Source organism: Culturomica massiliensis (genome assembly GCF_900091655.1).
Lineage (GTDB): Bacteria > Bacteroidota > Bacteroidia > Bacteroidales > Marinifilaceae > Culturomica > Culturomica massiliensis.
On sequence record NZ_LT594621.1, the window covers coordinates 3122787 to 3146306 of the forward strand.

15 protein-coding genes are annotated in these 23520 nt (G+C 42.1%); 6 read left to right on the forward strand and 9 right to left on the reverse strand.

Annotation, left to right across the window (positions count from 1 at the left end):
- Positions 1-5 precede the first annotated feature (5 nt).
- The 5 genes from BN8908_RS14175 to BN8908_RS14195 all read right to left on the reverse strand — a co-directional run bounded on the left by BN8908_RS14175 (position 6) and on the right by BN8908_RS14195 (position 10717).
- Positions 6-482 carry a Dps family protein gene (locus tag BN8908_RS14175; RefSeq protein ID WP_021989488.1) on the reverse strand — a complete coding sequence of 159 codons (477 nt, stop codon included), beginning with the start codon at positions 480-482 and terminating at the stop codon, positions 6-8.
- A 395-nt stretch (positions 483-877) separates the two neighbouring features.
- Positions 878-3406, reverse strand: a complete 2529-nt coding sequence (locus BN8908_RS14180) for a M1 family metallopeptidase (RefSeq protein WP_068691293.1) — start codon at positions 3404-3406, stop codon at positions 878-880.
- 194 nt (positions 3407-3600) lie between these two features.
- On the reverse strand, positions 3601-5115 hold the full coding sequence (locus tag BN8908_RS14185) for a M20/M25/M40 family metallo-hydrolase (RefSeq protein WP_068691295.1): 1515 nt from the start codon (positions 5113-5115) through the stop codon (positions 3601-3603).
- Between the two features lie 838 nt (positions 5116-5953).
- Positions 5954-8239: an ABC transporter permease gene (locus BN8908_RS14190; RefSeq protein ID WP_161945882.1), complete on the reverse strand. Its 2286-nt coding sequence runs from the start codon at positions 8237-8239 to the stop codon at positions 5954-5956.
- A 147-nt stretch (positions 8240-8386) separates the two neighbouring features.
- A complete protein-coding gene (locus tag BN8908_RS14195; RefSeq protein ID WP_082989271.1) occupies positions 8387-10717 on the reverse strand; it encodes an ABC transporter permease in 2331 nt (776 codons plus the stop codon).
- A gap of 291 nt (positions 10718-11008) precedes the next feature.
- On the opposite strand from BN8908_RS14195, the gene BN8908_RS14200 reads away from it, so the two are divergent.
- The 6 genes from BN8908_RS14200 to BN8908_RS14225 all read left to right on the forward strand — a co-directional run bounded on the left by BN8908_RS14200 (position 11009) and on the right by BN8908_RS14225 (position 16637).
- On the forward strand, positions 11009-12118 hold the full coding sequence (locus BN8908_RS14200; RefSeq protein WP_021989493.1) for a hypothetical protein: 1110 nt from the start codon (positions 11009-11011) through the stop codon (positions 12116-12118).
- Between the two features lie 235 nt (positions 12119-12353).
- The gene (locus BN8908_RS14205; protein ID WP_068691301.1) at positions 12354-14627 is read left to right on the forward strand and encodes an ABC transporter permease; all 2274 of its coding nucleotides are present in this window, start codon (positions 12354-12356) and stop codon (positions 14625-14627) included.
- A 216-nt stretch (positions 14628-14843) separates the two neighbouring features.
- Entirely contained in the window at positions 14844-15392 is a 549-nt protein-coding gene (locus BN8908_RS14210) for an RNA polymerase sigma factor (protein WP_068691303.1), read from the forward strand.
- A gap of 45 nt (positions 15393-15437) precedes the next feature.
- Positions 15438-15728, forward strand: a complete 291-nt coding sequence (locus BN8908_RS14215; protein WP_021989496.1) for a hypothetical protein — start codon at positions 15438-15440, stop codon at positions 15726-15728.
- Entirely contained in the window at positions 15721-16266 is a 546-nt protein-coding gene (locus BN8908_RS14220; RefSeq protein ID WP_068691305.1) for a hypothetical protein, read from the forward strand. Before BN8908_RS14215 ends, BN8908_RS14220 begins: the two co-directional genes overlap by 8 nt.
- Before the next feature lie 23 nt (positions 16267-16289).
- Positions 16290-16637, forward strand: coding sequence for a hypothetical protein (locus BN8908_RS14225; RefSeq protein ID WP_021989498.1), 348 nt, complete (start codon positions 16290-16292; stop codon positions 16635-16637).
- 35 nt (positions 16638-16672) lie between these two features.
- Here the strand turns inward: BN8908_RS14225 and BN8908_RS14230 are convergent, their stop codons facing one another.
- From BN8908_RS14230 to BN8908_RS14245, 4 genes are all read right to left on the reverse strand, one after another.
- Positions 16673-18574 carry an alpha-L-fucosidase gene (locus BN8908_RS14230; protein WP_082989272.1) on the reverse strand — a complete coding sequence of 634 codons (1902 nt, stop codon included), beginning with the start codon at positions 18572-18574 and terminating at the stop codon, positions 16673-16675.
- 54 nt (positions 18575-18628) lie between these two features.
- Positions 18629-20203 (reverse strand): sulfatase family protein, encoded by a 1575-nt coding sequence (locus tag BN8908_RS14235; protein WP_161945883.1) that lies wholly within the window; start codon positions 20201-20203, stop codon positions 18629-18631.
- Positions 20204-20639: 436 nt separating this feature from the next.
- Positions 20640-22061, reverse strand: a complete 1422-nt coding sequence (locus BN8908_RS14240; RefSeq protein WP_068691309.1) for a leucine-rich repeat domain-containing protein — start codon at positions 22059-22061, stop codon at positions 20640-20642.
- Positions 22058-23512 (reverse strand): BACON domain-containing protein, encoded by a 1455-nt coding sequence (locus BN8908_RS14245; RefSeq protein ID WP_068691311.1) that lies wholly within the window; start codon positions 23510-23512, stop codon positions 22058-22060. The genes BN8908_RS14240 and BN8908_RS14245 overlap by 4 nt, the downstream gene beginning before the upstream one ends.
- Positions 23513-23520: the final 8 nt, after the last annotated feature.

A 23520-nucleotide genomic window follows, 5' to 3' on the forward strand; every position in this document is an offset into this window, starting at 1 on the left:
ATTACTTATTTGTTTAAATAAGCACAGAGCATCCATACTAACTTTTCCTGCTGCGAAATATAAGGAGTTAAAAGATCCTGCGTACCATCGTCACCGGCTTCTGATGCCAAAGCGATAATCTCACGTTCTTGCCTGATCAATACAGCCAGGTCATTCAATACAGCCTGCAAACAAGCATCTCCATCCGATACATTTTCAACGGCCTTCAAAGAAGCTACCCGGGCATATGCTGCATAAGAATGCAAAGGGGTATGGCCCAGCGTCAATATTCTTTCTGCCAGCTCGTCTACTTTTTCTACTGCATCGTTGTACAATTCTTCAAATTTCGCATGGAGAACGAAAAAACGGTTTCCTTTTACATTCCAATGGAAACCTCTCAAATTCTGATAATATACCTGGAAATTGGCCAACAACTGATTTAAACTTTCCGCTACCTGTTGAGATTTCTGTGCATTCAATCCGATTACATCTATTGTCTTCATAATATTCTGTTTTTATTGGTTTATATTCTTTTTATTTTTCTGATACAAATATAAACCAAGTTTGCATATAAATCAAATCAATAATGTTTACAATATGATCAATTTATACTATAACCATTGAAGTATAGATAGTTATGTCGATGTATGGAAAAATAAAGCCCTATTTTTTCTCAACCGGACTTTAAAAATAATTGATCTGCAACCTTATATCATTCCACCCATTTAATGCTTTACAATCCTACCGCAACGTCATCCGTCATTCGCAACAGGCTGATTTGCATGATGAATCAAAAATCATAAATCTTTCAAAGGGCAACCTGTACCCTCAACCGTAAATCGTAAATCAAAAATCAAAAATCAAAAATCGTAAATCCTCTACATTTGCAGCCGTAACATCAATTCGCCTGCCTATTAGCAAACCGGAAGAGCGGATCGGCACTTTGTAAAATCTTATTTTTCAAAAGAGAAGGATAATCCGGATGCTCTTCCAAAAATATTCTGACGGAATCCGCTGCCTGTATGGACCTATGCCCATCCAAACAAGAAGATACCCAGTTTTTCGGAAAGAAAATATCTCCGGTTCGTTGTATCTCCTGTAAAATTTCCAAAGAAGGACGAATATACTTCAAGGCTTGCTTTTGGCGTAAAGGATGATTCAAATAACGAAGGACAGAACAAGTCCACGGCTCTATTCTTCTATTCTCCGCTTTCAGTAGTGAACGGAATAAGGAATCCCGGACCGTTTCTTCGGGATTCACAGCCCGGGCGATGTATTGAAACTCTCTTTGCCGATCGGGATTTGTGATACGATTTTCCTGTACGGCAATAATTTCTCTTGCTTTTTCAGGCAAACGCACGGCCAATTCATAAGCCATTTTCCGATAATCCGCCTCACTCAACAATAAAGCTTCGAAAGGCTTTTGTTTTTCCCATATTCTGTACACTTCTGCCGTACATTCCGGAGTCCGGAAAATATTCAACAAAGCCCGGAATGCTCCCAATCGCTGTTCCCCCTGCTCTCCTTTCCGACTCAATCCCAGCAACACCTCCTCCGTCCGCCTTATATCTTTTTCAGACACGACAGAATTCCGGACAGTAGAAACGACATAGGATACCAAAGAAGAATACAATAACGGATTCTCTTCAAACGGCAAACAGGTCAAAAGAGCATTGAGAAAATCAGCAGGCTGCACCTGTCCCTGAATCCTATTCTCGTTCAGAATCATGACCGCCGACATACGGACTAGCGGATCGGTAAACTCCCTGATATGACCCAGACACCATTTTAAGCTCGCTGTATCCGGCCTAAAATAACCGTAGCCTTTCCCCGCATAGCCGGGAAGAATATAATCCACATCATCTACACCGGAAAGTTTTGTCATCCGCTCATTCAGATTCACGTCCAGAATCCGGGAAGAATCCCCTTTCACCAACAAAATTCCGACATGTTGCGGCCAACATATATCCCGTCCGAAAGGATCTTTTTGCATCAACCAAACTTGTTCTTTTTCACGTTTTACGGCTATTTCCGGCATTCCTTTTTCATTCACCCACACACGGCTCCAGGTTGTCAGATCTTCCGGCGTATAACGGTCCAGAATCTGAATCAGATTTCCCCAATCAGCGTTGGAATAAGCATAAGACTTCAAATAATTCCTTATTCCTTCCCGAAACCGTTCTTCTCCCATCCGTTCAACCAACATTTGCATCACAACCGGGGCCTTATTATAAACGATTTGTCCGTAAATCAATCCGGCATTATTCAGATTACCGAGTTCTTGCTTAATGGCATTACTTCCGGCTGTCCGATCTTCGGAATAAGCCGCCGGATAAAACCCTTTCAAAGCACTCAATTTATGATTAACAGCAGGGAAAAGTGGTTCTACCATCCGGGCGGCAAAATAATTAGCAAATACTTCTTTCGTCCAGACATCGTCGAACCATTTCATCGTCACATAATCCCCGAACCACATATGAGCCGTTTCGTGGGCAATCAGCTCGGCACGTCCCAATTCTTCGTTCACAGTAGGGTGTTCCGGTAAAAACATACGCTTATCATTATACAATGTGGCACCGGTATGTTCCATTCCTCCGAATTGAAAACCCGGCAAAATAACCAAATCGTATTTTGCAAAAGGATAAGGAATAGCAGTATAGGCTTCCATCCATTTTAAAGCTGCAAACACCTGCCGGGCAATTTCCGGTAATTGTTTCTGCTTTTGAAGTTCCGTCTCCCGGTGATATACCGAAATATGGCGCCCTTCTTCCGCAAAAGATTCCCGCTGAAAATTTCCGGTAACAAAAGAAAACAGATACGTACTTAAAGGTTCCGTCTCTGCAAAGACGATTTTCATCCGTCCATTTTTCTCCATGCTCTCCTTAAGCGGGGCATTAGAAACTGCCTCCCAGCCGGACGGAACCTCCAAGGACAACGTAAATCGGGCCTTTAAATCCGGTTGATCAAAACAAGGAAACAACGTCCGTGCCCGATCGGGCACCAAAAGCGTATACAGGTAATCTTCATTGCGGTTCAGCGATTGATCGCCGGCTCTAAAAATTATCGAAAACCGATTCTCTCCGGCAACCGTTTCCTGTGCCGGAATAAGTAAATGTTCGTTTTCAAAACGATAAGCCGAAGAGACACCGTTTACCTTTACTTCACGAATCTTCTCCGCATCTTCCCGAAAATCCAGGATCACATCTTCCTTTTGAGGCAGTCTGAAAGAAATTCCGACTTCTCCCTCTACCGAATTATTTCTATGCCCCGGAATTACAAATTTTAGATCATATTTTAAATCAGATACCGTAATTTTCCGGTGTTCTGCCAATTTTTTACTCACTCCGGGAACGGCTAAATCGGACGATACCTGAGTACAACCGACCAGAAGCAAACAGCCGAACAAGTTCCAAAATACATTTTTCATAAAATGGATTTGAACGATTTATTACCCTCTAAATTCATTGACTTACAGAAGTTCATATTTTACAATCTATCCTGAACAGACATCGTTAAAATTTAAAATACATCTATTCAGCTTACCCTGATTATTCATGTCAAACTAAAAGTCAGAAATACCCTACAGACACCTCCTTATTTACCTCCCGGAAGCAGATCTACCTATCTCAATTCCACCGGCTTAGACGGAATTCTCGTATCATCCATAGCGGCACACAAGGTAAACCAAGCTATCATAGCAGCATTGTATTTCAAATCATCTATAACCAAACGCTCATAAGTATCTGTCGGCCGGTGATACCCGGTTGAATAATCAAGTCCGTCCTGAATAAACTGGAATGCCGGTATACCGAACCGGTCAAAAGAAGTATGATCCGTACCATAATTATTACGGGGAGAAAGCGTCGTGAATCCCAAAGCTTCCACCGGCTTCATCCAGGCAGCAAAATAAGGCGCAGCCATATCGTTTTCCTGCAAATAAATTCCCCGGAACCGACCGGAGCCGTTATCCATATTCAAGTAAAGAACCAAACGATCGAATTCGTCTTTTTTCTCTTTAGCTTTGACATCGTAAATGTATTTCTGAACATATCCCCGCGAACCCATCATTCCCTGTTCCTCTCCTCCCCACAAAGCAACCCGTATCGTACGCCTGGGCTGAACATCCAACGCTTTCAGAATCCGCAGAGCCTCGAGCATTACCATACAGCCCGAAGCATTATCTGCTGCTCCTGTCCCGGCATGCCAGGAATCCAAATGTCCGCCGATCAATACGATTTCATTTTTCAATTCCGGATCCTTACCCGGAATTTCAGCAATCACATTATCTACCGTCAGGTGATTATTGAACTCATTCTGAATATCAATTTCCATTTCCACCGGCGTTCCCCGTTCCACCAGACGGACCATACGACTGTGTGCCTCTACAGGCAACACCAATTCCGGCGTCGGTTCCGGCTCTCCCGATTTATAACCGATTCCCAAAGAATGAGGAACATTCAAATTACCTGCCCCATGTACAATGACGGCAGGTTTTTCCGTTTTCAGTAATTTTGCCATCAACTCCAGCAAATTCGTTCCTCCGGTCGTCAACTGCGTAACTCTACGCCGGGATTGCGGACGGGGATCTTGTTCCAAAGTTTTCAACTCTTCTTCCGTATAACGTTTGGCTGTCGGTTCGAATGTTAATTTATATTCCTTTACAATCGGCATCAACACAATTTTCCCGGCTAGTTTTCCCCTGTAATTTTCAATGTCTTTCGGTTTTTTGACTTGCAGTAATACCACTTCTCCTTTTACGGGCCCCGGAGTACTCCCCGTCCAGGCCTTCGGATTGGCAGCAAAATTACAATAATAGGGCGTTGTCATCGCCGCATAAGTCCTTTGATTATCCCAGCCTCCCTTTAAAAAATCCATTGCTACTTCAACCCGGACATTCTCCAGTCCCAACGCCTTCATTTTTTCCATCGTCAGTTTCACCGCCCGATCATATAATTTAGAAGCAACCAAACGAGGCCCCATAAAATCGGTCATCCACACGGCCATGTCCTCCAATTGTGAATTCCGGAAGGCTTCATTTTTAATTTTAAAAGCTGTTAATTCCGGTAAACATTGCTGGGCCATTCCCCCAAACAACCCGGTCCATAAAAATGCAATACATATAAAAATCTTTTTCATCGCTCGACAGTATTCTAATAATTAATGGGAGTTAAATTACTAACATTATTTTATTTTTTTTATCCAAATACAATTTTAAGAAAACTTTATACCATCCTTTCACAAAAAACGTCCGCTACGACATATTTTTAAACATTCCGGACAAAGGAATCATTTCATTGTTTGATTTTTAAATAAGAATATTTATTACCCGAAGAAACACCATGAACTTGGCAGACCCTGTTTCCGACAGGATACACCGGGATAAAGAATGCCGGAAAATACACGGCAAACACCGGAAACGATAAATCATGTCCGGGAAAAATAGACAAAGACCCCGTTTATGGCGACAAAATCCGGATATCCCGCCTGAAAAACGGGAATAATAATACAGCAAACCACAGAACAAGAACACCAGACTCAAAATGCAACAAAACACCTTCGTCATTCTGATATTCTGCATCACCGCTTCCGTATTATTTAGCCTGCTCCTGCATCTTTTTCCCGCCGGATAATCCTGTAATCCGAACCTTGTATAAGTAACTGTTCAAAATTAATTATACCTTTAATACTTTAACCACCTGCACTCAAAGAGTCTCCGAAAATATAAAATAAGTCAACAAACTTACCACAAGAAATCCGGTCTGATGTATCTCATTCAATTTAAAATCTAAAATCCATTTTATGATCCGGCTAAAATACCCCGTCAAAAATCACAAACGTAAGTCCACCATACCTTTCAATCCAACCTTGTGGATTCAATTTCCAGCCAAAAATCATAAACCAAAATATTCTTTTTGTAACTTCATGACTCTGTAAGTCATTGCCTGTATCTCAATCGTAAATCTAAAATTAAAACTTATTCGTTTTTCAAAGTCTCGACAGGATTAACAATGGCAGCTTTCCAACTCTGATAGCTAACCGTCAGTATCGTTATCAACAGAGTCGCCAGCCCTGCCACCAGAAACACCCACCAATAAATAGTCGTCCGGTAAGGAAATCCGGCCAGCCATTCCCGCACGATATACCAGGCAATCGGTACTGCCACAACAAAGGCTGCGACAATCAACTTCAAAAAGCTTTTATTCAGGAAAATAATCATTTCCCCCTCCGTAGCACCGTTTACTTTACGAATACCGATCTCTTTCATTTTAAAACGGGCATTGAATAAAATCAAACCGTATATCCCCATTAAAGAAATAAGAATTGTAATCGAGCCGAATATGGAAATCAGCTTCGCCAGATTCTCTTCCTTCTGATAGAGCTGATTCATCTTTTCATCCAAAAATTTAACATCTCCGTCGGCCGCTGAAAACTGACGATACGTTTTCCGGATATAATCCATTGTCGCCGGCAAATAAGTACCACTCACCTTGATCAAAGCATATTCGATTCCCTGATCATCTCCGCAAACAAAGGCCATCGGTTCGATCTCCTCCCGTACGGACCTGAAATTAATATTTTCAGCTACGCCGACAACCTGCCCCATATTTTTAAAACAACCTATTTCTTTTCCAATAATATCTTTCATTTCGAATTTATCCACAAATTTCCGGTTAAAGATGATTTTATTCATCCCTTTTTCATTGTGGGCAAAGAAATCGACTCCGTCAGCAATCTTGATATTGAAAAAACGGAGAAAATTATGAGCCACCGGCCAGGCATAAAATTGAACCCGCTGTCCGTTAAATTCCCGGCCCCATCCCATACCGACCTGTCCGGGCAGGAAACGGGTGGTCGTATAATCTATAATCTCCGGACGGGTTTTCAATTCATTCTCAAAAGCATTCAACTGCTTCTTCAACTCTCCGTTCAAAGGCACATATACGATATTTTCCCGGTCAAAACCCAGATTCATATTTTGCATATAGGTGTGCTGCAATTTGATAAAGATAGCCACCGTAATCAAAACGACAGTCGTAATAAACTGAAACAGCAATAGGGAATTCCTCAACCGGATCCCTTTAGGTGTCAGTGCAAAAGTTCCTTTTAATACGAGAGCCGGAGGAAAAGACGTCATATAAAATGCCGGATAAAGTCCCGCCAAAAGCCCCAGCAAAATCGCGACTCCGGCAATCGTCAGCAAAATACCCACATTCGCCCCCAAAGCCAGGTCTGCGGTGAAAAAATCCGCAGCCGGAGAAGCGATAAATAAAATCGTCCAGATAAACGATAATCCGAAAGCCAGACAGGAAAGCAATATAGACTCAAATGCGATTCCCCGCCGCAATTGTCCGGGCATTGCCCCCATTACCTTCTGGGTATTGATCCGTTTAATACGGATAGGGGCTAAAGCCGTCGAGAAATTAATAAAATTCACATAGGCAATCCCGATAATCAAAAGGGCAATGGCAATCAGGCATAAAGTCGTATTCAGGTTCCCTTTAGCAAAACTACCGTCGGATTTGGATTTAAAGTAAATATCTTTTACCGGAGTCAGATAAAAATCCATTCGCTCCTGAAATTCCACCAAATCTTCCTTATCCATCCCGGGCATATCCAGTTTACTTATCTTTTCAGCTACATCTTCGGCCGAAACACCTGATGTCAACTTAAAATAAGGGACATAGGACCATTCAGACCATGTTTCGTCTTTCAAGCGATATAAAACACCGTTTTTCACCGAACTGTTTTTGGGAAAATCTTTATATACCAAGGTCACGGTAACCGGAGTCTTCCCTATATTCATTGTTTTTCCCAAAGCCGATTCCTTCCCGAAAAATTTCTTTGCGACACTTTCCGACAAAGCAATGGAATAATCTCCTTCCAGACAGGTCTTCGGATCTCCTGCTATAATCTCCGGAGAGAACACATCGAAGAAACCGGGCGTCACCTGGCAAAAAGGCTCCTGATACTCCACTTTATTTCCCTGAGCATCTTCCACACTCACGGCCTGATCCCATCCCTGCCAGGTAGCACAATAAGCCTCAATACCGGGAATATTCTTTCCGATACTCTCTACAACGGGCACGCAAATATTGGCACTGTAATCAGTTGCCACCTTGTCGTAGTACTCCAGAAGAAAAATCCGTTCTTTGTCCTTATAAGAACCGTCGTAACTAAACTCGTAAATCACCTGAAAAGCAATTACAGTCAATACCGTAAAAGCAACGGACAAACCGACGACATTCAGTACAAACGCCATCTTATTCCGTTTTAACGTTGCTAAAAATTCCCGAAACATATTTTATTCTATTAAAAACAACTAAACTCATTTTATTCTAAGTCCCCGCCTATACCGGTCCCTGTTCAAATTTCATCCTGATAAAACAGAATGGCTTGTTTAGTTCCGTCACTCCCTTTTTAAGGTATCCACAGGATTACGTACCGCTGCCCGCCAGGATTGCCAGATCACAGTCAAGACTCCTATTCCCAGAGCAAAAACACCTACTCCTATGTAATGCCACACTGTTGCTTCCTGCCGGTAAATAAAATGTTTGATCCATTCCTGCGTAAAATAAAACGCGATAGGTAAAGCAATTAAAAAAGCAATCATAATCCATTTCATAAAGCGATTGCACAACAAACCGACCACCTGCGACTCGGTCGCTCCGCTTACTTTACGTAAAGCAATTTCTTTCATCCGGTTTTCCACCGAGTACCAGGCCAATCCGAACAGTCCCAGACAAGTCAAAATCAAACTGATCCAGGCAAAAACCGATACCATCTGCATCATCTTCTGTTCGTCACGATGAAAAGCCAGATAAGCATCCGACATTGTTTCCCAGCTAAATAAAGGTTGGTCCGGAGCCACTTCTTTCCAAAGGGCCACCATTTTACCGATAGCAGCTTTCTGATTTTCAGGAGCAACCTTTACGACCGAAATCCAGGCATACTCCGGAATGATCATTAAAGGAGTAATCGCCCGGGTAAGATCCTCGATAATGAAATCATGCACTACCCCACAAATCGTACGATTTTCTCCGTTGAAATCAAAATTATAACCTACCGGTTCTTTTAAATTCCATTTTTTTACAAACATCTCGTTCACAACAACCGAACCTTTAGGAGAATGAGCTGTAAAAGGGCCACCTGCTATAAACTGCAGATTATAAAAATCGAAATAATTCTCATCACAATTAATTATACTTACAAACCAGTCGTTATTGGAAACAGCCCCTTCCGCCAAACCCGATCCTTTGGTCATTTTCTCTATTTCAGGAATCGTATTCAGTTTTTCACAGAATACGTTCCACGCCTGCTCATCTGCACTTTCTCCCTCATCCAATAATAAAATACTTTCCGCTCCCGGACGATTATGTGCAATAAAATCCATTTGCCGGTGAACATTTACGACAAATAACAACAATACAATCGATACGGCAAACTGGGCAACCACCATACTCGTCACCAAACGCGGCCTACGGCTGTATTCCTGTTTCAGTATCCGACTTAGGTGCTCTTCTCCCAAACGCGAAAAAATATACAACGAAGGAAATAAAATCATGAAAAGCAGGATAACCAACAATAACCAAAGCGTAATCCCGGAAAAAAAATCCGGCATAATCAAACGGGACTCAAACAGAGCATTGAACCGGGGCAATAATTTCCAAATCAGCAGTAAAGCTATGCCCAATGCCAGAAAAACCTGTACTCCCGTCTCTGTCATCAGATGCATCCGCATTTGTTGCTTCGATGCCCCGAATATCATCTGTTGCCCGGTATTACGTAAACGCTGCAAAGTCCGCGTCATTCCGAGATTAATATAATTAAAACAGGCAATAATCAATACAGCCAGTGCTATACTGATTCCGACATACATCAGCATCGGACTCCGACTCAATGTCAGATCATCGTCATTACCTGAACCCGGAGTAAAATAAATCTCTTTTAAAGGTACTAAGCTCAATTCATGAAAAGCAGAATCAGCCCGCATCTTTTTTTCAAAAGCCTTTCCCGTCACATCCTTGTCCAACTGAACAAACGTATAATAAAAACCCTGCCAACTTTTTAAATTTACATCGATTTCCTTTTCCGGCAATCCCTTTAATATTTTATAATTAAAAAATCCTCTTTCCGAATCGTCAATGACAGCTGTTATCGTATAAGTCTCATCAAAAAATTCAGTATACAATCCGTTAGCGACACGCACGGCTTTTGATATATCAAAACGAAGTCGCTCTCCGATTACGTTATCCCGGCCGAAAATACCCAAGGCAAATGAACGGGTCACTGCAATCTCTCCCGGCCTGGATAAAGTCTGGCGTAAATCCCCTCCCAACAAGCGGGGTTTACATAGTTTTTCCATATTGGCCGTCACTTCGAAAAAACCGTTCACCGAAACCGTACGTCCTTCCTTATTTATTTTGGCAACACAACTGTGAAATACACAAAAATCGGTCACTTCCGGAAAACGACTCTGTAAAAGTCCGCCGACACTTCCGGTCCCGATAGATCCAAAAATTTCACGCTCGCTGTCTCCGTAAAACTCGCTCTTCGACTTAAAGGAATACCATTGGTCATTATCCGAAATGACATTTGCAATCCGATACTCGTTTGTTACCAAACCGGCCATCAATACACTACATACCAGTCCTACCGTCAAACTCAAAATAGAAATCACGGTGTACACTTTATTCCGCATCCACCCGCGAAACATCATTTTCAATTGGATCACTTTCATTTCCGGATTTGTTAGAAGTCAAACGGATTCCTTTATTTATCAAGATCATTAAATCAAAAAACATGCCGTCGGAATAACCTACTTATAATCAATAAATTACTTAAAAACCCCAGTGTTAAAGTGTCTAAAATATAGACAACTATGTCTAAAATATAGACAACCTATTTTTAAATTCTTTTACGTCGTCAACATCGTTTCTTGCGAAATTCGCTGTCTTCATTTTAATTCTATACTTTTTTAAATATTTTTGTTGAGTGCTAAAATTGAATTTGTAAAAAACAATTTCCACGAATGAAAATTATCATTTCCCTGCTTCTCGGACTTTTGCTTTTCGGTTGTGTACAGCCCGAAGATATCGGAAACGAACAACATATTAAAAAAAAATCCTCATTACAAATAATGGTAGATCGGTTTAACCGGAAAAGACCGGCAAAAGAAGCCTTAAGCAAAGCCGACAACCAATATCTGACCCAAAAAACATTTCTTTCCGACACTCTTATCCAAACAGCACTCCGTTATTACAAAAACGACGAAATCTCTCCGGAACTGGCCCGTACTTATTACTACCTGGGACTTTACTACGAAGATAAAAAGCTATTTCAAAAAGCATTACTGGCTTATACGTATGCGGGAGATGCCCTCCCGTGCGAGGACGACTCTTTTCTCCGGGATAAATTAGATCAAAAACAATTCCAATTATATGCCTTATTGGGAAAAAACAAGACAGAAGAATGGCAATGGAAATATCGCTATGAAAACATACGCAATAAAAATATACGCTTACAAAAACAATTAAACGTATGGCGCTTCTTCTGTGTCGGATCTGTTTTTCTTCTCCTGTTCATTTTGGGATTAGCCCGTCATCGTACCAACCGCCGACGCAGGGAATTGTTTGAAAGCCAGTTGTTCATCGAACGATTGCAAAGGGCAGAAGAAGAACTGAAAGAAAAACTGCTCCGGGAACTGGATGAAAAAGACAACAAACTGAAAGAATTTTTCCGCCTCCGGGTAGAAATGATCAAAGAATTTGTCGAACTCTCCCGGAAATACGGAAATAATCTGGAAAAACTCAAGGACAAATTTTCCCGGATGGTTTCTACGGACTCTTTTTCCCCTGCCGACTGGATCTTATTGAAAGAAGGAGTAAACATCATGGGAAACGGTATCATCGATCATCTACAAAAAACTTACCCGGAACTGACCGAAGAAAATCTTCGTTACTGTGCCTTGATATGTGCCGGATTCGAAACCGATGAGCTGGCAATCCTTTGGGACATCAACAACGATTCCATTTACAAACGGCGTACCCGCCTCCGGCAAAAACTGGGATTGGCCAAAACGCAGGATATAAAAAAATTCTTCGACAGCCTGATTACCGAACTCCGGAAAAAACGTTGCTGAATACCGGATTGTTTTAACCGAAAACCCTCCTGTCCGGATTTACGCTACATAATACACTGATTATCATTACAGTCAAAATAACCTGTCCTGACTCTATGTCCGGATGTCCTATAGTATTTCTTCTCTTTATACCTTACTTTTATCCCGATGGCATAAATAAAGACAAACCGCCGTCAATAACCCGTTTACGCAATAAACCGAAATAAAAATTACAAGCTTCTAAATATCCAAAGACATGAAAAAACTTTCTTATATCTTACGTGACTTACTCCGGTTTAAAGGAAATACGTTTACGAAAATTATTTCGCTGGCCATCGGTTTATCGGTCGGTATCCTGTCTTTCAGCTATTGTGCTTTCGAAACGGATTACGACAGTTTTCACCGTTATGCCGACCGGATATATCGGATAGGTACTACAGAAGGAAATACAAATATTCCGCTTACACTCGCCAACGAAGCTAAACGGGAAATACCGGAAATAGAATTGACGACCTGCATACAAGAACGCATTTACCCCAATTATATATATAAAAAACAGCGCTTTCAGGGAGGTGATGCCCTGCGAGCCGATACATCGTTTTTCCGGCTCTTTTCTTACCGTTTACTATCAGGCGATCCGAGAGACCTCCAATATGCCGACAAATTTTTTATCTCCGACAAACTAGCTGCAATCATCTTCGGAAACGAAGATCCGTTAGGTAAAGAAGTAAAATACGGTAACAAACTGATTACCGTAGCCGGCATATTTGAAAACTTTCCCCGTAACGGCCACCTGATGAACATACATGCCATTCATCCGCTCATCCAAACGAATGATAACCAATGGACAGACAAACCCGAATATAAGGGCTATATCCTTCTGACCCCGGGAACCGACCCGGATAAGGTCACCCGGCAAATCCAGGCCATTGCCGATCCCCATCAGTCGGAAGAACATCATTACTCCTACACATTGCAGCCGCTACGAGACCTTCATCTGAAATACGGCTGGGGATATACCTACATTACCCTGGTCGGAATCATGGGTTCCATCATCGTACTGATATCGGCTCTCAATTATATTCTGATTTCCGTTTCATCCCTGATTCAAAAAACCAAAGAGATCGGCATCCATAAAATCAACGGAGCCAGTACATCGAATATTTTCACGATGTTTTTCATGGAAACCGTCATTCTGATCATTATCTCAGGACTATTGGCTCTGGGAGAACTGATTGCTTTCAAGCCGTTTTTCGAAAACATCATGTATAACGAATATGCCAGCCTGTTCAATACCCGGGTACTGATCACTGTCGCCTTCTTCTTTGTCTTTATGATTATCCTCACAGGAGTATTGCCTGCCCGTTTATTTGCTTCCGTCCCCGTCCTGCAAATCTTTCGGCAAGTATCACACGGACGTCGTTTCTGGAAATACATTCTGCTTTGGATACAATTTTTCTCCGCCTGCCTGCTACTCACCTTACTCATCATCTTCAACGGTCAATACAAAACAATGATGAATAAAGACATGGGATATACAATGGAAAATCTCTATTACACCCAAATGTATTGCGGTTCCCCATACCCTTCCCTCGCCTCCGTCAAAGACGAAGTGAAACGTCTTCCTTTTATCAGCAACGTCACATTTTCAAGCAACCTTCCTCTCTGGCCTGTCAGTGCGACAGTTTCCGACCCGAACGGCCAGGGCCTGTTCCAAAGTTGTGTTATCCATACCGACGAAGATTTTTTTTCCACATTACAAATCCCCATACTGGATGGTGATTCGATAGCTTTTACAGGAGGGAAAGACAACGTTTGGGTAAATGAAAAATTCCGGGAAAAACTGGAAATTGCCGGGACAAATGCTACCGGATTAGTCGTGGGAAAACGGCCCATTACCCCTTGCGGAACCTGTCGGAACTTTCACGTACTTTCCCTCTACGCCTACCAAGAACCCCTGACGATTTTCCGTCTTCAGGAACCGGACACAACCCGCAGTTATTATCTCCTGATGAGAATGGAACAAGCTGACCGCCAGCAAATGAAAGAATTGATGACCAGAATCCGGAAAATAAGCAATCAACCCGATCTTAATCTTTACTATTATCCTCATGTATTCCGGGCCGGTTACGAAAGCGATAAGGATATGTGTACGAGCGTACTGATCTTTTCCTCTATGGCCATCATCATTGCCATATTGGGCTTGTTCGGCTTTACAGGCGACGAGGTGTCGCGGCGAACCAAAGAAATAGCCATTCGCAAAGTAAACGGCGCTTCCGTCACTTCCATTACCTTGCTCTTGCTGCGGAACATCAGCTTACTGGCTCTGCTGTCCATCCCTTTTGCCTTAACAGGAGCTTATTTTATCGGAAGCCTGTGGCTGGAAGAATTTATTTACCGGTTACCGTTAAGTATATGGATATTTTTGGGAGGAGCTGCTTTAACTTTTATCGTTATCCTTCTCACTGTACTTTTAAAAAGCCAACGAGGCATCCGTGCACGACCGGCAGAAACCTTGAAAAGTGAATAGATCGGCTTATGCTTTTTAGTACGCCTGCAGATTTCATGTTTATGATTATGAACGCACAAAACCGGTCCTCTGTAAATAACGGATCGAATTACGACACAATCATAAATAATGAAATCTGCGGGACAACTGAATCCCAAATCTAAAATTCTTTATGAATTTGTTTCTTTCCGCAAGAATTTCCATCTTTAGCCGTCTAATAGAGAACAACGCTGGAAGATGTGCGATAAAGAAATAATCGATCGGATTCTTAACGGATACCCGCAGGATTTCCGGTTTCTGGTAGAAAAGTACCAGGAAACGGTTTTCCGTACAGCCATGGGCTTCGTACATGACCGGGAAGACGCAGAAGACATCAGTCAGGAAACTTTTATCTGTGCCTACCGTTCTCTTCACAATTTCCGGGGCGAATCGGAATTCTCGACCTGGCTCTACCGAATTGCGGTCAATTGCTGTCTGCGTCAGATCAAACGGGCGCAAAAGAAAAATTTGCTACAACGAACGGAAGATTTATTACAACGGGCATTATACATTTGCAGTGAAGATAAAAATCCGGAAGAAACAGTTATTTCCAAACAATCGGAAGAATTAATCCGCAATGCCATCGACAGTCTTCCGGAAAAACAGCACATTGCTTTTACATTGAGCAAATACGATGAAATCCCCCAGAAAGAAATTGCCCGGATTATGGAAATCAGCGAAGGAGCTGTCGAACAATTGCTCCAACGGGCTAAAATAAATTTGCAAAAAAAATTAAAACAGCCATAGGATTTTTCTCCGAAGCGTATCTAATAATATGTAATTGCGTCTGAAATGAAGAGAAAGTTATCAGTAGAGGAATTTATACATCAGGAAATATCCGTAAAACCGTCGGTTTCATTAACCGAGCGGATTATGGCCGATGTATTGGACACAGAAAACCATATCTGTACCCGGAATAAGATGTGGTGGATTCAGGCAACAGCCATTGCGGCAAGTGTAGTTATAACCGTTATGCTGGGTATCCAAATCGGAAAAAGTTATCCGAAAGCGACTTTCGACGGTTGGAACATCAACGACGCACAGATTGAAAATCTGGCTCTATACGAAGTGGAACATGAATAATATTATTAAAAAATACTGGAAAAACTGGCTTATCCTGATACTGATCGTTTTAAACATTTCCACGATCGGCAGTATTCTTATTACCCGCCAGTGTTCCTCTGCCGCCCGGGATACGATTGTTATTGACGAAGAGGCAACACCGATCAACGGACAATGTTTTGTCAAAAATATGGACTTCAGCAAACAACAACGAAGTGATTTCAGAATCATAAATCATCAATTCCGCCAACGTGTCTGTCATATTATTACACAACTCAACGCACAGAAAAAAGAGATGTTTTATGAACTGGGACAAAGCTATTCGGATACCCTGAAACTACATCGCATTGCCCGGGATATCGGAGATCTGCATCAGGCATTGAAAGACGAAACAGGCCGTTTTTATCTATCGGTAAAGACATTATGCAACACAGATCAACAAAAAAAGCTGCAACGTTATTTTACTCCGTTGTTCCAGACCTCTTGTTGTCAGGGACCGGACAAATGCGGACAGAAAAATTGTCTGCACCAACATAAGCACAATATTTGTGAACCTTAATATAAACCTTTAAAATTGAAAAAATGAAAGCTTTATTAATCGCATTAGCATTGGTATTTACAGTGAGCGTTGCTTCTGCTCAAAGTAACAAAACAACCAAAGAAACGAAAAAAGAAACGAAAAAAGAGTGTGTGGACAAAAAAGATTGCCAGAAGAGCGAATGTTGTAAAAACAAAAAAGACGCTAAATGCACCGGAGAATGTAAGAAAGACGGAAAATGCTGCAAAGAAGGACAAAAAAATGCAGATGGAAAAAGTTCTTGCTGCAAGGATGCAAAGAAAAGCGGATGCTGCAAAGATGCTAAAAAAGGCGAATGCACCAAAAGCGAAAAAAAATGTTGTAAAGAAGGAAAAACAACAGATAAAAAGTAAAGAAAAAGCCTGCGATTGCAGGCTTTTTTATTGTTCTATTTTTTTAAGATTCCGATTTCACCGACTTTGACAAAAGGACGCCCTTTGATTTCCTGTAAAGGCTCAAAACGGAAATAACGAGCCGGATAAGTACGTCCGAAAGAAACAGTTTGAGGTATCGGATTGTACATGATATTACTGAATTCTCCGGGGCATTCGCATTTTACCCATTTTTGTCCGTCCTCACTCACATAAAATGCATACAGAAAAACAATCCCTGCATTATCTCCTCCGGCTACAGGCATATACGTAAATCCCGCTATATCATAAACTTTCCCCATATCCACCGTCAAATTTCCGATACTCTCCGTCCCCTCTGTCTGCCAAAAAGTCTTCGGATCGTTATCAATGGCCTGCCGCGCCGGCTGTGCAGATATTTCATTTACTTTGCCAACAATTTTCCAATCCGTAACAGGAATATCGCCGGGCCGGAAATCCACTTGCTGCCCATCAATCACCGGGGCATAATATGCACCGGCTTCACGGACATATACCCTTCCACGGCTCTGATCAACGGTTAAGCGCAAAGCCTCCGGCCGGCAATCCGGGAAACGCAGCAAACGCTTGTATCCGGCTGTTGTTCCCTGAGCCAAAGATTGCCATTGTCCTTCAATCTGAGCCTCTAATGTAAAATGTTCTATCCGCTGTCCCTGACGGATATCCTCGCCCAGCAGAAAAGTATTAATGGTAACTCCCGGTTTCACTTGAAATTCACGACTATCGCCTTGCTCCATTTCAAAAGCTTCCCCTTTTAAAAGACGGTTTTCCTGAAAAACGGTCCGCAGATATTCTCCGAATTCCTGCAAACGAGCCGCATCGTTTTCATGAATCAACCCCCGGGTATCAGGCGGAACATTCAATAAAAGCACCGAATTGTACCCGACAGACTCGAAATAGATATCCACCAGCTTTTGCAAAGATTTCACCTGGTGATCCTGAGAAGCGTGATAAAACCAACCCGGACGTATCGATACGTCGACTTCCGACGGATACCAGAACAAACGGGAAGCTTTGGCTATCAGATCCCGGCTTCCCAAATCTTTCGCCTGCGCATGTATCCCCAGCTTTTGATTTTCAACCTGAGCACCCGGATAAGTCTCCGGCATAAAAGCCGTTGCACTCCACTCGGTTTCACGCCCCAGTCCCTGTTCATTACCTACCCAGCGTACATCGTCTCCCATAATGGCACGTACAGCATGGGGCTGTAAACTATCCATCACACCGCAAAACAATTGCCAGTCGTATTCCTGTTTTCGTCCGTTAGGCCCTTCCGCATTCGCACCGTCAAACCAGATTTCATGTATCGTACCGTAATTCGTAAGTAATTCCGTCAATTGTTCGGCGAACATCCGGTTATACCGGGGACTATCGCCGTAACACTCTGCATTCCGGTCCCAAGGAGACAAATATACCCCGAATTTCATTCCATATTTATCACAGGCATCCTTCAACTCCCGCACAACATCTCCCTTCCCGTCCTTCCAGGGAGAAGAGGCGACCGAATGCCGGGTGGTTTTCGTCGGCCATAAACAAAAACCGTCGTGATGCTTCGCCGTCAATATGATCATTTTAAAACCACCTTTCTGCAATGTTTTTACCCATTGTTCGCAATCCAATGACGTAGGATTAAACAAAGCCGGATCTTCCTTGCCATCCCCCCATTCGCGGTTTGTAAAGGTATTTATCCCAAAATGCACAAAAGCCGTCAGCTCCATCTGTTGCCAGGCATATTGCCCTTCCGTCGGTACCAAACGGGATGCCATTTCTATTTTCTGTTCCGGAGTAGCTCCTTCCGGAAAAACCACCTCCTTTACATACAATTGCTCCGACTGACGACAGGACACCGCCAATAAAACAATCCACACTAAATTTTGCAATAATCTGATTTTTTTATTCATAACTTGTTATTACTATTTTAAAATTACACAATGAGTCCGTCCCAGTGTGTAAAGTCAATTCAAATTCCGGATCGGGTCGTCATAGAAAATCTGCAGACGTTCCAACTCCGCTTTCAGTTCTTCCGTTATCTTTTCCATACCGGGTTGCCCGAACAGATTGTGCATTTCAACCGGATCTTGTTGTAAATCATACAATTCCCAGGTATCAATATCATTGTAAAAATGCATCAATTTATAACGTTCAGTCCTTACCCCGTAATGACGGCAAACAGAATGTTCTGCCGGATATTCATAGAAATGATAATAAAGCGATTTCCGCCAATCCGCAGGATTTTCTCCTTTCAGTAAAGGTACCAACGAAACGCCTTGTATGTCGGAAGGTACCGGTAATCCCGCCAATTCTAAAAATGTCGGAGCATAATCGATATTCTGTACCAGATTACCGATATCCCCGCGTTTTCCGAATCCTTCTGGCAGGCGCATAATCAACGGGGTCCGCATAGACTCCTCATACATAAAGCGTTTGTCGAACCAACCGTGTTCACCCATATAAAATCCCTGATCCGAAGCATAAATGACCACCGTATTTTCGAGCAAACCTTCCTGTTGCAGTTCTTCCAGCAAGTGCCCCACATTATCATCCAGAGACTTTACCGTTTTCAGGTAATCACGCATATAACGCTGGTATTTCCATTCAGCCAAAGCTTTGCCGGTCGGTTTTGCTTTCTTAAACTGATCGATGATCGGTTGGTAATGTTTATCCCATGCTGCTTTTTGTGCAACATTCATTCGTCCGTAAGTACCTCCGGCTCCTTCATTCCGCACATAATAAGAACGGTAATGATCGTCTATCTCCTCATCCAACATTTTCAGATCGTATATCAGGGTCATGTCTTTCGCGATATTCATTTCCTGCTTTCCGGCAGCAAGCCGTCCCTGATAATCATCCCAAAACGTCTCCGGCAATTCGAAATTCCGATCTTCGAATAAAGCCAGATCACAGGTATCCGCCATCCAATTCCGGTGGATCGCCTTGTGATGGACAAACAGGCAGAAAGGCTTCGCCGTATCCCTTTTGTGACGTAACCAGTCAATACTCAGGTCTGTGATAATATTCGTAACATATCCCTCTTTGTGAATCGTTCCTTCCGGTGTAATAAAATCCGGATTATAATAATCTCCCTGACCGGGTAATATGGTCCAGAAATCGAAATGAGTCGGTGTACTTCCAAGATGCCATTTTCCGATCATAGCCGTTTGGTAACCTCCTTCCTGCAACAACTGCTGAACCGTTTGCTGTTCTCCGTCAAACATTGCTCCATGGGAATTGTCCGTATAACCGTTTTTATGGCTGTGTTTTCCCGTCAGCAAAGCAGCCCGGCTGGGACCGGACAAAGAGTTACACACAAAACTATTGGTAAAACGTACACCTTCCGCAGCAATCCGGTCGAGATTCGGTGTATGCATAAACCGTTTATCATAACAACTCATTGTTTGCTGAGCATGGTCATCGGTCATGATATACACAATGTTCAACGGTTTTTTCTGTTCCGCCTTTTTTGCCGTATTTCCACATCCGTTTAATGTCGCCAATCCGACCAAAGGCAGAAAATAGTTCATTTTATCCATAATTAACATCAAAAGATTAAATAGCCTGATAAATAAAAATAACTGTTTGTGAATTCCAAACTGGTTTATAAAACCGCAGAATCATAAAAATGTAAATTCCGGTGATCCCGACGGTCTATTATGATTTACAATTTTCTTCGTGACTTTTAACCGTAAATCAAAAATTAGTATATCATTCGTTTTTATAAATCTCACACTCGAAAACACCGAATTCCTATTTTAACAATAACGGCAAAGCCCTCCAACCCAATCATTCGTTTGATTTTCAAAGTCGCAAGATATAGTATAGTTGTTAAAAAACCAAATTTTATATATAATCAGGTGTTATTTGTAAAATTTTTACCATACCTGTTTTGCTTAAAAAAGGTTCTGAATAATTTATAACATTTAGCAGAAAATCCTTTCCCCAAGGAAAATTTATTTGTTCCCGAATTATCTATTCTAACATCAAATATCCGTTCTTTTGGGGCAAAATAAGAGGCAAATGAAACAAATGCCAGTTAGGAAGATTCAACACACTTTGGGGAATTTTTCCGGTTAAATAATTACTTGACAACGTCAACTCTTTTAATAAAAGCAATCCTCCCATTTCCTCCGGCATTTTTCCGGTCAGCTCATTATTGTCCAGATACAATTGTTCCAGATTCTTTGCGTTTTTTATTTCCGGAGGAATATTTCCCTTGATTTTATTATAGCTCAGATTGAGATACCTCAAGCGGTCTGTAAAAATCTCCCCGGGCAAAAAATCCGAAACAGAACAGTGCGCTATTGTCAGACGTTCCAACTCCGTCCACAAACCCATTTCCGGTGAGAGTCCCTTCGTCAGTTGCATTTCCTCCAAATGCAAAAGCCTTATCCTACGCAATCCGGAAAAATGAATAGCTGCAGGTTCAAAAGAACATTTCCCTAAAAACAACACTTGTAACTCCGGTAATGTCCATAATTCATCGGGTATATTTCCGGAAAATCGATTATCGATTAAATCCAGATACTTCAATCGGCTCCACTTCCGGATATCCGGACTGATTGTTCCTTCTATCTGATTGGACGAAAGCCGGAGCTCCGCTAAATCAGGTAAACTATATATATTGTCAGGCAACCGGCCTTTCAGGTTATTCATGGGCAACACTATCGATAATTTATCATCGGCAAATTCTATTCCTTCCCATTCCCCGACAAGTTTATCCGACAGCCAGTTTTTCTGCCTGTTCCATTCCGGACCGTTCAACGAATTATAAAATTCCGTCAGGATTTTCCGGATATGACATTCCTTTGTCATTTGCCAAATTCTAAACGTATCGCCTAATTCATAATCGTCGGCCTTTACAATAACAGAAGCCGAACGCGAATCCAACTTTTCCAATCCTTGAATATTCAAAAATATCGCTCCGTCAACTCCACGGACATCCAACCAATCGTAGTCTTCAGGCAACACCCAATGATAAGCAATATTGGCTTTTACCGGTAAAATAATTTCCACCGGGAAAGTATATAAAATCGTATCGTCATTGTAAAACCGCAACACCCCTTTGGGTTTTTGGACAACCACCAGTTCTGTCTCCTTTTCGTCCGATACGATTTTCAGGTTTGCCTTTCTGATTTCTTCAACCGGATTAGGCTGACAAACCAATTTCACCTCCGTCTTCCCTTTACTCCCGTATACCGGACTGGCAGTAAGCCATCCGGGAATATCCATAATCTTCCACTTACAATTGGCCGAAACGACAAACCGTGCTTCGTCTTTTTCAAACGAAAATTCAACCGTTTCCCGTTCCGTTTCGATTTCATACACCAATGGGGTCGGATCACTGCAAGCCGTCAGACAGATTAAGATTATAAATACATCGTACAATTTCATAATTCCGGCGGTTGATTCGGGAGGGTTAAACTCTTACCTTCCCTTTGAGGCAATATCGCTCTCAAATCAAATTGGTTCCAATGCGGCAGCAAAAGAAGAGCTGCCGGAATTTCTCCCGTCAGATAATTGCTACTGATATAAAGTCCTGTCAGTTTTTTCAATAAACCGATCTCTTCAGGCACTTCTCCTGTCAACAAATTCCCCGAGATATTTAAAAATGTCAACTCTTTTAGGTTGCCTATCTGCAAAGGAATCGGCCCGGTAAAGTTACATTCATACATCATCAGTGAGTGCAACTTTTTCAGTTCGAACAACTCCCAAGATAAAGTATCATAGGCCTGAAGATTCGAGAAACGCAACCATTCCAGATTTTGCAAATTTTTTATTCCCGGCGACAACGGATTCGTTACATACAAGGACGCCATATCGAGAATTTTCAGATTCCCCAGATTCGAATAATCGATTGTAACAGGTTGAAACGAATTTTCAGCCAAAACTAAAGATTCAAGTCCGGAAAGCGACCAGATCTCATCGGGAAGTTCACCGGACAACCCGTTATAACCCAAGTCCAGCTCCGTTAAATTCCGGAAATTTCTGATTTTCGGACTGATGGTTCCGGATAGCGGGTTATTACGGATGACCAATCTCTCCAAATCCATTAAATCATAAAAATCATCCGGGATTTCTCCAGTCAAATTATTATCCGTCAAGAATACTTGCACCAGATCACCATCTGCATCGTACAGCCCATACCAATCCTTAAAAGGCAAATCACTCAACCAGTTGGTATTATTATACCACTCGTCGCCGTTCATGGCATAATAAAAATGTTTTAAAATTTGCCGCGTATGCCGCAATTTTGTCATTTGCGTAAGATAAAGCGTATCGGACAGCTTACACCCTTCCGCATATAATACCAAAGGAACGTCCCGGATATCTTCATCTGTCATAGAGGAAATCCGTATGGCCCAATTATCCGGCGAAATCCGTTCCGGCGTTATCCATTTGCATTCCGCAGGATAAACAAGATCATACTCCAGATTCGAATTAACAGAGACATAAATCGTGGAAGCCTGTTCATGAACAATGGTATCCGGAACACGAAACGCCAATATCCCCTTTCTCATCTGAATGACCGAAATAGGCTGTCCGGCTTCACCCGCCTGTAGATACAACTCGGCTGTCCTCTCCTCATCCGACATATTATAGGTACAAGACAAAGAAATCCGTTCGGTCCCCTCTTCTCCCTTATCCGGAGATACTGTCAACCATTGGGGGATGTTCGTAACAGACCATTTGTAGTTCGTTTTGAGCAGAATTGTTGCCGTATCCTGCTCAAAAGACAAACGGACCTCATTCGTATCCACACTCGCCTTATACACCAATGGATTCGAGTCTTTACACGCCCCAGCCATTAATAAAAACAATAATATCAGATAGTTATATCTCATAATCCTTC